This window comes from Dyadobacter sp. CY327 (assembly GCF_021390415.1).
GTDB classification, from domain to species: domain Bacteria; phylum Bacteroidota; class Bacteroidia; order Cytophagales; family Spirosomataceae; genus Dyadobacter; species Dyadobacter chenhuakuii.
In genome coordinates this window covers 28,586-40,227 of record NZ_JAJUXJ010000004.1, presented here as the reverse complement: position 1 = coordinate 40,227, position 11,642 = coordinate 28,586, and the positions used below count along the sequence as shown (strand labels likewise).

Here is an 11,642-nt window from a genome sequence, read left to right as displayed (position 1 = left end):
GATGAAGAGAAGAGAATTTATGGCTGCAGCGTCGTCTCTAATGTTGCCAGTCATGTTGGATGGATTTGGGATCAAATCTTTTGCGAAGAGTTCAGCACTTGTTCAGTCGCTTAAACAAACGGCAGCAATGAATAATGACCGCATCCTGGTTATTATTTACCTCGCTGGTGGAAATGATGGATTGAATACAGTAATTCCGCTTGAATATTATTCCGCATATAACAGCCTGCGAACAAATATTGCCATTCCCGAAAGCAGTGTTTTACGACTTTCTGGTAATGCTGAAACAGGGTTTCATCCGGCCATGACCGGAATGAGACAATTGTATGATGATGGAAAGTTAGCCATTGTGAACTCCGTGTCATATCCTAATCCAGACTTATCCCATTTCCGCTCGACGGATATTTGGATGACTGGGGTAGATTCCAATCAATCTGCGACTTCGGGTTGGGCAGGCAGATATTTGAATGATAACTTTCCGGGCTATCCCAACGGATACCCGAATAGTGACATGGAGGATCCGCTAGCTGTCCAAATTGGGCAGATTAGTACAACCACGCTGCTTGGTCCCCAGCAATCCATGAGTGTGACTTTACAAGATCCGAACACTTTTTACCAGCTGATCGGCGAGCCGGATATTGCTTCGCAATTTAGTTTGCCATGCTGTGATGCAGGTGACCTCATTGCTTACATCAGGCAGAAGCAGGCCCTGGCAGTAGGTTACGCTTCTGAAATTAAGGCGGCGGCTGACGCTGGAAGAAATCTATCTGTGTATCCGGATTTATCCCAGAAGAACGAGCTCGCGGAGCAGTTAAAAATTGTAGCAAGGCTTATTCATGGCGGGCTCAAGTCCAAAATTTACTATGTGGAATTGGGTGGATTTGATACGCACGCAGATCAGGTTGGAACCAGCGTCACGGAAGGAGTTCATGCACAATTGTTAAAGAAATTATCGGACGGAATAGCTGCGTTTCAAAATGATCTGAGGTTGCAGGGAACTGAAAATAAGGTCCTTGGGATGACTTTCTCGGACTTCGGAAGAAGGGCAACTTCGAATGCTTCCAAAGGCACCGATCACGGAATAGGCGCACCTATGTTTGTATTTGGAACCGGTATTAAGCGGCAGGTCGTCGGGACTAATCCCGATCTCGTCAACGGACTTTTACCAATTGCTCCTGCAGCGGGCGTCAGCAATCGTGACATTAAAATGCAGATCGATTTTCGGAGGGTTTATTCCGATGTGCTTACTGATTGGTTTGGAACGGCTAGTTCAAAAACGGATCAATTGTTATTTAAAAATTTCAAAACAACATCACTTTTTTCTGATACAGTACAAACTATTGCATCAGGGGCCTGGCCAAATCCTGAAATATGGTCTAATGGTCGAGGGCCGATGACTCGTGACATTGTCAAGGTTAACGCTGGCCACACCGTAGATGTCGCTCAAAACATCTTTGTGAAAAACCTGACTGTGGAAGCGGGAGGTGAATTGAAGTTCTTAGGGAATTATAATGTAAATATAACTGGCTAAGCGACATTATCGCATGGGAAAATTGTACAAATACATCCTTTCAGCGACACTGGTTTGCATCGTGTCTCTTGTCGCTTACGGTCAGGGAGGCGTTGTAAAGTCTTCAAGAAATGCTCCGTTCGGTGTCGTAAGCTTTGCCAGCACACAAAGTGCAAGCGGATTTAGTAATGAAAAACATGTTGACGGATATGTGAAGAAATACGGAAGCACCATATTTTCTTTCCCGGTAGGTCATAAAGGTTTTTATCGCCCTTTCGCAGCCGAATCTGCTGGAACGCTGGGCGCATATTTTCTTGAAAATCCAAGCTCAGCGTCACTCCCTGCTGGAGCACCATTTAATGTAGCCAACAAAGATCCTCTGCTCAAAAATGTAAGCAGCAAAGAATTCTGGGACATTAATGGTGTTAATCCGACCAGAATCACATTAAGCTGGGATGCTGCCAGCGATATGCCTGGCTTGACTGAGAATGTACTTTCGCTAGTAACTGTTGCGGGTTGGAATACAGCAACAGGTAAATGGGAAAAGATTGCATCATCAGTTGATGAAGCGTCAATTACAGGGGGGGGCAGCACCCTAACTACAGGGTCGGTAACAACGGTTCAGGCGATAACTCCTGACACTTACAGCATTTATACATTAGCGTCTCTTGCATCGGCCTCCCTTCCGTCAAATTATAAAGGCACCGTTGAGGTAGTGAGTTGCTCCGAGATTAGAGGATGGGTTTGGGATCAGAACTATCCTGATGCGGACCTCACCATTGAGCTTTACGAGGGAAGTGTTGTTTACGCAACGACAAAAGCTAATATCTATAGAGAGGATTTAAAAAACAACGGCACAGGAACCGGCAACTACGGCTTTACAATAGCGCCCCCTGCGAGCCTGATGGATGACGGAAAAACACATCAGTTTAGTGTTAGGTTACGAGGCACCAGTTTCGTACTCGGCGGATCACCCAAATCATTGAGCTGTGCATATTCCGGGAATTTTGAAGCAACAGACTGTTATACAATAAAAGGTTGGGCCTGGGATATGAATAGACCTGACACAGCAGTTACGGTTGAAATTTTAGAGGGTAACACGCTAATTGCATCGGCGGTTGCCAATGTTTACAGAGATGAATTAAAAGTTAGCGGCGTAGGAACAGGCTTTTATGGATTTACCCTTAATATGCCAAACATTCTTCGCGATGGCAAAGCTCATCAGGTGAGCATTCGCATAAAAAATACCACTTATCAACTGTCTAACTCTCCAAGATCAGTAACCTGCGCACTTTCCTTTTATCAAGGCAGTTTCGAAGCGGCTAATTGCAATACAGTTGAGGGATGGATTTGGGATAAAAACTATCCAAATACTATACAGACTGTTGAGCTTGTGGAAGGCAATACTGTACTTGCGACCGGAACAGCGAGCATATATAAAGAATATTTAAAGACGCTTGGCTACGGCACGGGTAATTATGGATTTAAGATAGCATTGCCAGCATCCTTGAAGGATGGGCAGGCCCATCAGCTTGGAATCCGGTTAAAGGGCAGTACGACACTTTTATCCGGCTCACCGAAAACGATAAGTTGTTCTGCCAAGGACTATGCTGGGTATTTTGAAGCTGCGGATTGCAATACCGTGGCCGGCTGGGCTTGGGATAAAAATGATATCAATGCAGCAGTTGTTGTTGAGCTGCTGGAAAACGGGACGGTTTATGCGACAGCCACGGCAAACATATACAAAGAATACATTAAAACTGCTGGTCACGGCACGGGCAAATATGGTTTCAGCATTCCGTTACCTGCTGCCCTGAAAGACGGGAAAGCCCATCAGCTCAGCATCCGAGTGCAAGGCAGCACCGTATTGCTGAACAATTCCCCTAAGACCGTAACCTGTGCAACCTCCCTTTATCAAGGAACTTTTGAGGCGGCCAATTGCAACACCGTTGAGGGCTGGGCGTGGGACAAAAACAATCCGAGTGTAGTACAGACTGTTGAGCTTGTGGAAGGCAATACTGTACTTGCGACCGGAACAGCGAGCATATATAAAGAATATTTAAAGACGCTTGGCTACGGCACGGGTAATTATGGATTTAAGATAGCATTGCCAGCATCCTTGAAGGATGGGCAGGCCCATCAGCTTGGAATCCGGTTAAAGGGCAGTACGACACTTTTATCCGGCTCACCGAAAACGATAAGTTGTTCTGCCAAGGACTATGCTGGGTATTTTGAAGCTGCGGATTGCAATACCGTGGCCGGCTGGGCTTGGGATAAAAATGATATCAATGCAGCAGTTGTTGTTGAGCTGCTGGAAAACGGGACGGTTTATGCGACAGCCACGGCAAACATATACAAAGAATACATTAAAACTGCTGGTCACGGCACGGGCAAATATGGTTTCAGCATTCCGTTACCTGCTGCCCTGAAAGACGGGAAAGCCCATCAGCTCAGCATCCGAGTGCAAGGCAGCACCGTATTGCTGAACAATTCCCCTAAGACCGTAACCTGTGCAACCTCCCTTTATCAAGGAACTTTTGAGGCGGCCAATTGCAACACCGTTGAGGGCTGGGCGTGGGACAAAAACAATCCGAGTGTAGTACAGACTGTTGAGCTTGTGGAAGGCAATACTGTACTTGCGACCGGAACAGCGAGCATATATAAAGAATATTTAAAGACGCTTGGCTACGGCACGGGTAATTATGGATTTAAGATAGCATTGCCAGCATCCTTGAAGGATGGGCAGGCCCATCAGCTTGGAATCCGGTTAAAGGGCAGTACGACACTTTTATCCGGCTCACCGAAAACGATAAGTTGTTCTGCCAAGGACTATGCTGGGTATTTTGAAGCTGCGGATTGCAATACCGTGGCCGGCTGGGCTTGGGATAAAAATGATATCAATGCAGCAGTTGTTGTTGAGCTGCTGGAAAACGGGACGGTTTATGCGACAGCCACGGCAAACATATACAAAGAATACATTAAAACTGCTGGTCACGGCACGGGCAAATATGGTTTCAGCATTCCGTTACCTGCTGCCCTGAAAGACGGGAAAGCCCATCAGCTCAGCATCCGAGTGCAAGGCAGCACCGTATTGCTGAACAATTCCCCTAAGACCGTAACCTGTGCATCAACAGCCCGAATGGCCGCTAGCGAAGGTCTGAGCATAAACCGTGAAGGCGAAAGTATTCAGCCTGATATGTTCAAGTCTAACCTAAGCGTCTTTCCAAATCCGACGAGCGGCAAAATCCGTGTCACTTCTGCTGCGGCCAGCCTGCGTCCAATCAAAATTTCCATCATTGATATTTCTGGTCGTATTGTGTGGGTTCAGTCGGTTAACAAAGGGGAATATTTTGACGAATTCATTGATATTAGCTCAAATTCAGATGGCGTTTATATCGTTAGATTAGAAGGTGATGATATTTTGGAAATAGAAAGAATCGTGTTAACTAAGTAAAGCTGGTAGCCAGATAAATTAGCTCCCGATAGCTCAGAGAACACGTGTTTAGCGTCCAAACCAGTCATCCGGTTTTCCGTAAAGGAAATGCTTTAAGCCAATTGTAAGCAAGTATAGTCTTCTTCGGGCCTGCATTTACAGAGGTGCCTACGGGCTTTACTTGGCAACATTGAAATCCTGAATCTCTCTAAGCATTTTTAAAGACCTAATTATAGGATCCCAATCCTTACCCCTGAAAAGCAGTTTAAACCACTTCTTATCCCGGTTTTCATACTTAATGTTGAAGAAAAGCCATAGGGCCGCCACCAAAAAGATTAATGTTACAATCACCTGGGCGGTTAACCAGGCTTGATTATTAAACATTTTTTGCTGGATGCTGAAAGTCGTCCAGACAGGTGCATGCAGAAACATCAGCTTGTATATCCATAGCGTAGAGCTTTTTAACTTCGCCAATCGGAACTGTGTTGTTAGTAGTGGTTCGCCCAGGTCTGTTTGATAGATCAATGTAAGCTGGTAAATATAGATTGCGATCACAATTGTCAAAAGCACCACATGCGTAGCGATCGAAAACCAGAAAAACGGGCTGGCGTAGGCGTAGGTTTGATACAGCACAGAGCTTAGGAAAGCGATCCATATCAGGTCGGTTCAGACAATTATTCGCAACACCAGTAAATAAATCACAGCATTACACTAATTTTTTGCAGTTAATATCCCGGGAAGCACCCCATCAGTATGCTTGGTGCTGTAAGCATACAACTTGCTTGCAACATTTCTACGATCAGTTATCAATAGTTGAATCAAAATAATTGTATTCAAACTGAAACTAATTGTATTTTTATAGATGAATGAAGAGGTACATGATGTTGACGTCGAAAAAAGCGACGCCGTTCCGCTTTCTGTTTGGGAACAGAGAAGATTGAAGACACTGCTAGGCTATTCAATTCTGGATACGGCAGGGCAGCAAGAGTTTGATGGTCTTGCAGATCTGGCTTGCCTGGCGTGCGACGCGCCAGTGTGCATCATCACATTTATTGATCAAAAAAGGCTTTGGATTAAGTCCAGCCGCGGAACCCAGCTAAGCGAAATCGATCGCAGAACCTCTTTTTGTCAGTATACGATCCTGCAAGGGTCGGTTTTTGAAATCGAGGATGTCAGCCTGGATGATCGCTTCCGGGGCAATGATTTACTGAATGAACAACCGGACCTTCGTTTTTACGCAGGCTACCCACTTACGGATCCCGCGGGCTACCCGCTGGGCGCGATCTGTGTGCTGGATAATAAAGTCCGAAAACTTACCGAGGTTCAAAGCAAGTCGCTGCAACTGATTGCTTCCCAGGTGATGGCCCTGGTCACATATCACAAAGAGCGCATGCAGGCTGGCATACAGCGGCAGGGCAATGATAACGCCTTCATTAAAGAAAAAACGAGCAGCGAAGAAAAACTTAAATCATTTTTTGAGAGCTCACAGGGGCTTATGTGCACCCATGATCTGGATGGCAACTTTACTGCCGTTAACTCTGTTGGGGCGGATCTTTTGGGGTATACCGTAGAGGAATTTTTGAAAATGAATTTACTGGATGTGACCCCTCAAAAACACCGGCAAGGCTTACGAGATTACTTCCAGCAGATCACGAATTCAGGCAAATCCAGCGGTTTGATGACAACCGTGCATAAGGACGGGCGTCAGGTCATTTGGAGTTATCGAAATGCACTGGTTATGGACGGAAATGGACATGGTTATGTTGTGGGCAACTGCATAGACATCACCCAAATGCATAATCAGGCCAAGGAACTGCTCCGAACACAGCAAATGCTGATGCAGACCAGCCTGATAGCAGGGATAGGAGGATGGGAATACAATTTGAATGAAAAAGAACTTTACTGGTCTGATCTGGCTAGCAAGATCTACCAGCAGGATCCTGATTTGAAGCTCAATATTGATAATGTATTGAACCTTTATAAAGCAGGGGAGAGCAGGGAAAAGGTGATAAAGGCCATAGCTGATGCCACCAATCATGGCACGGCTCAGGACATAGAAGTTCAGATTGTAACCGGTAAACACGAAGAGCGATGGGTGAGGCTCGTTGTCAATGCCGAGTTCCGACAAGGGAAATGTAAAAAGCTTTACGGGACGGTTCAGGACATTGATGAGAAGAAAAAAACAGCATTACAGGTTGAGCATACCAAAGAGCAGCTTAGCATGCAGCAGGCGCGCCTGCTGGCATTTGTTGAGCACATTCCTGCCGTTGTGGCCATGCTCGACAATGATATCCGGTATCTGGCCGTAAGTCGTAAGTGGGAACAGGAATATGGATTGCGTAGCCAAGATATTATCGGCATAAGCCATTACGATGTCTTTACCGATACGAAGCAGGAGTGGAAAGATATACACCGACAGGCCCTTGCAGGCAAACGCATGCTGCGTGGAGAACAAGTATCCCGACCGGATGGATGGAGCCATGACCGGTATCTGACCTGGGAAGTCTGGCCCTGGTTTCAGTTTGATGGCGCCATTGGGGGCATTATAACCCTAATTCAGGATGTAACGGAAATGGAGCTGCACCGGCAGGAACTGAAAACGGCCCGCCATCTCGCTGAACAGGCCAATATGGCCAAGTCAGAGTTTTTGGCCAACATGAGCCATGAGATACGCACGCCTCTGAATGGCGTAATCGGCTTTACGGACCTGGTTCTTAAAACGCATATGAGCGATACGCAGAAGCAATATCTGAGCTTTGTTCACCAGTCTGCCAACACATTGCTGAGCATTATCAATGATATTCTGGATTTTTCTAAAATTGAAGCGGGTAAGCTCGAACTGGATATTGACAAATATGATATCTATGAAATAGCAGCGCAAACGGCAGACATTATTTCGTTTCAGGTACAAAATAAAGGACTTGAAATGCTACTGGATATTCCGGCTTGTCTGCCGCAGTATGTGTGGGTGGATGATATCAGACTGAAACAGGTGTTAATAAACTTATTAAGTAATGCAGCCAAATTTACCGAGTGCGGAGAAATTGAGCTTAAAATTGAGATTCTGGACTACCGCCCGGAAAATGACGATAAGATTACGTGCCGCTTTATTGTGCGTGATACAGGCATCGGCATCCGTAAAGAAAAGAAAGCCAAAATATTTGAAGCCTTTTTACAGGAAGACGGTTCCACAACGAAGCGGTATGGAGGAACCGGGTTAGGGCTAACGATCTCTAATCAGCTTCTGGCTCTTATGGGCAGCAGCCTTCATCTGGATAGTGCCGTTGGGGTTGGCAGCACGCTATACTTTGATCTAACCATGAAGTCAGAGCGCGGAGATTCCATTCCAAACCAGGCCATCACCAACATTGACCGGGTGCTGATCGTTGACGATAATACGAAAAGCCGCCAGCTGATAGAACGAATGCTGGACCAGCTGGGAATCAAATCAGATCAGGCTGAGAATGGGGCGCAGGCCTTGGATATACTTTCTGCTGACACAGCTTATAATGTTGCGTTAATAGATTACCACATGCTTCATATGGATGGCCTGGAAACAGTTCGCCAGATCCGGCAGACATTTTCGGCCGCTCAGCTTCCAATCATTTTACTTAACAGCTCGGCAGATGACGCATTCGTTCTTCGCGCATCCCAGGAGCTGCATATCAAGTCGCGGTTGATGAAACCCATCAAACTGGGGGATATAGCGCTTTCACTTGCCAATTTGTCGCCTGATGAACCCCAGCAGCAAACTCCCGCCGCGGGTGAGGAACAGGGTTTTACTTCCAAAGCGCTTACTATTCTTGTTGCCGAGGATCATCTTATTAATATGATCCTTGCCAAAACCGTTATCAAAAAGCTTGCAGTGAATGCAACGATATGGGAAGCGGCCAACGGCCTGGAAGCACTGGCGCTGTGTCAGAAGCAGTTACCGGACTTGATTTTTATGGACATTCAAATGCCGCTGATGAATGGTCATGAGGCAACTTCGCAGATCAGGAAGCTGCCGGGTGCCGATAAAGTGCCCATTGTCGCCTTGACTGCCGGAAATGTGATGGGAGAAAAAGAAAGATGTCTTGAAGCCGGTATGGACGATTTCGTGGCCAAACCATTTGTGCAAAATGCAATCTGGCAAGTATTTGAGCGGTTTTTAGATTTGAACGATCATTCCAAATAGAATGAATGCATTCTCAATACTGCTTCACTGACCAATATTTAAGGAATCTCATGGCATTGGCCCGAGTTTAGTATATATGATAGTGGCGTCTATATCGCTAATATCGAATATAGCGTAACAGTAGTGCTTTCGTATTAATCTAAATATCAGGATGAGTAAATTTAAAATAGAAGTTTTGTCTTTTGAGCACATTCAGGAATTGCCTGGATCCTGGGAAAAAAATGATTTGGTGAACCTCTTGGAGGCAATGGATTACCAAAATCCCAACGAGATCAAAGAAGCTGAGTTGAAGGAAATGTGCATGATGTCGCTGACTGATTTTGAGCCGGAAGAGGCGGCAAAAATTGTTTTGGATTACACCATCGCCGGACGCCTGACCGAGGGCCAGATCCAAAATCTATCCCATGAGATCTTAACTGAAAAACTTTGGGAAGAATACCCGGAGCTAGCCTTGCATCCGGATCTTTACCGCTCTACGCAGCTGCTATACGAGGCTTTTAACGGCAAGTTCCCACGCGTAGAAGCAGTCCAGTTTACGATTCAAATAAGCGGAGACATCAGTATTTTCAATGAAAATCCCGAGGCACCGATCGTCCGTATACTTGCTGCCGGCATGTCCGACAGGAGCCTGATCCATCGTCTGTTCTCTGACCAGATTGAAAGTAGCCAATTTGAAGAAGCCAAGGATATCATCTGGCAATTAAAGCAGGTTTCCCAAAGTGAGACATCGGTTACCTATGAAATCGTCAGTTCATCATACTGGCTCGACGAAATCAAATATGCTGATAGCTATGAGGCCGAAACGCATGCGGACGATGTTGATGATGATGAAGGTCGGTAGGGCGCTTAAAATACTTAGTGCGTTTCAAAAAAAACCTAAATTTGATTTTTAACTGATCGATACGCTTTGGAAACGAATGAAAACCCTCCCCATTTTAGTTGCAAGCCTGTTAATATTTGCGTCCTGCCAGTCCAAGAAAACGGATCAGGATAGCCCGGTAATCGCCAGTTCTGACAATGAAAAACTTCTCAAAGATTACTTTGAGAAGTTTAATCAGCACAATTGGAAGGAGATGGCAGCCATGTATGCAGATACGGCAGAATTTAAAGATCCATCGCTGGGGCAGGGTATTGTCAAACAGTCCCACGAGCAGATCATCAAGAAGTATGGCGAGTTGCAGCAAATGATCCCGGATGTTCGCGACAGTCTTGTCAACATGTATCCTTCCGGCGATAAGCACATGATCGTCGAGTTCATCTCGACGGGCACCGCACCTGACAAGTCAAAATTTACCATGCCCATCTGCACCATTTTTACAATAGTAGACGGCAAGATTACACAGGATTTTACCTACTACGACAATTTTACCGAGTAGCTCAGAAGCCCGCCTGTTTATTTGCGCAATGATCGCTAAGAGGGAACTCTGGGGCCAGCTAAATGTTTTTTACTAACAGTATTCTTATTGTTAGTAAAAACAGATATGGCAGACAAACTTATTGAAGATATACCTTTTTCCATTCTTGATCTTGCACCGATCACCGAAGGGAATAATGCATCCATAACATTTAAAAACAGCCTCCGGCTCGCACAGCGTGTCGAAGAGCTGGGCTATAACCGGTACTGGCTTGCCGAGCATCATAATATGGAAAGTGTTGCCAGCTCGGCAACCTCGGTTTTGATCGGCTACATTGCCGGTGGCACAAAGAAAATCCGTGTGGGCAGCGGAGGCATTATGTTGCCCAATCACGCCCCGCTGGTTGTGGCCGAGCAGTTTGGCACGCTTGCCTCGCTTTACCCGGGGCGTATAGATCTGGGACTCGGACGCGCGCCCGGAACCGACCAGGTTACTGCCCGCGCGCTCAGGCGCAATTACATGGAATCTGCTCAGGATTTTCCCGATGATGTGATTGCATTGCAAAACTATTTTTCGCCGGACAATAAAAACGCCAAAGTGCGCGCTATTCCCGGTGAAGGAGCAGACATACCCATCTGGATACTGGGCTCGAGTACCGACAGTGCGCAGCTGGCCGCCCACCTGGGATTACCCTATGCATTCGCGAGCCATTTTGCACCGACTCATTTCCTGACTGCTATTGAGCTTTACCGCCGCAATTTCAGGCCCTCTCAGTATCTTGCCCAGCCATATGTAATGGCATGCGTAAATGTGATTGCAGCAGACACCAATCAGGAAGCAGAGCGGATTGCTACCTCTTTCTTTCAGCTGGCTACCGGCATTATTACAGGCAAACGCCGGCCTTTGCAGCCACCCGTGGAAAGCATGGACGGACTTTGGGGCGATTACGAAGAAGCGGCCGTCAGACAAATGATGAAATACACTTTTATCGGTGATCAGAAGAAGATCGGCGCCGATCTGGCTTATTTCCAGCGGCATACGCAGCTTGACGAGCTAATGGTTACCAGCCACATCTATGATCCTGATGCGCGTATCCACAGCTATGAGATCCTGAAAGGCGTGCAGAATCAGGTATTAGCAGCGCATTCAGCATGATGATAACTGCCG

Annotated in this window: 7 protein-coding genes; 6 read left to right on the top strand and 1 reads right to left on the bottom strand. The window is 46.2% G+C overall.

The window, feature by feature from the left end:
* Window position 1 precedes the first annotated feature (1 nt).
* The gene (locus LZG74_RS11840; RefSeq protein ID WP_233796791.1) at window positions 2–1,531 is read left to right on the top strand and encodes a DUF1501 domain-containing protein; all 1,530 of its coding nucleotides are present in this window, start codon (window positions 2–4) and stop codon (window positions 1,529–1,531) included.
* A 13-nt stretch (window positions 1,532–1,544) separates the two neighbouring features.
* On the top strand, window positions 1,545–4,964 hold the full coding sequence (locus tag LZG74_RS11835) for a T9SS type A sorting domain-containing protein (protein WP_233796790.1): 3,420 nt from the start codon (window positions 1,545–1,547) through the stop codon (window positions 4,962–4,964).
* 156 nt (window positions 4,965–5,120) lie between these two features.
* On the opposite strand, the gene LZG74_RS11830 is transcribed toward LZG74_RS11835, so the two are convergent.
* The gene (locus LZG74_RS11830; RefSeq protein WP_233796789.1) at window positions 5,121–5,576 is read right to left on the bottom strand and encodes a hypothetical protein; all 456 of its coding nucleotides are present in this window, start codon (window positions 5,574–5,576) and stop codon (window positions 5,121–5,123) included.
* Window positions 5,577–5,805: 229 nt separating this feature from the next.
* On the opposite strand from LZG74_RS11830, the gene LZG74_RS11825 reads away from it, so the two are divergent.
* From LZG74_RS11825 to LZG74_RS11810, 4 genes are all read left to right on the top strand, one after another.
* Window positions 5,806–9,120: a response regulator gene (locus tag LZG74_RS11825; RefSeq protein ID WP_233796788.1), complete on the top strand. Its 3,315-nt coding sequence runs from the start codon at window positions 5,806–5,808 to the stop codon at window positions 9,118–9,120.
* Between the two features lie 151 nt (window positions 9,121–9,271).
* The gene (locus tag LZG74_RS11820; RefSeq protein WP_233796787.1) at window positions 9,272–9,961 is read left to right on the top strand and encodes a hypothetical protein; all 690 of its coding nucleotides are present in this window, start codon (window positions 9,272–9,274) and stop codon (window positions 9,959–9,961) included.
* Between the two features lie 76 nt (window positions 9,962–10,037).
* The gene (locus LZG74_RS11815) at window positions 10,038–10,496 is read left to right on the top strand and encodes a nuclear transport factor 2 family protein (protein WP_233796786.1); all 459 of its coding nucleotides are present in this window, start codon (window positions 10,038–10,040) and stop codon (window positions 10,494–10,496) included.
* A gap of 105 nt (window positions 10,497–10,601) precedes the next feature.
* Window positions 10,602–11,630 carry an LLM class flavin-dependent oxidoreductase gene (locus LZG74_RS11810; protein ID WP_233796785.1) on the top strand — a complete coding sequence of 343 codons (1,029 nt, stop codon included), beginning with the start codon at window positions 10,602–10,604 and terminating at the stop codon, window positions 11,628–11,630.
* Window positions 11,631–11,642 lie beyond the last annotated feature (12 nt).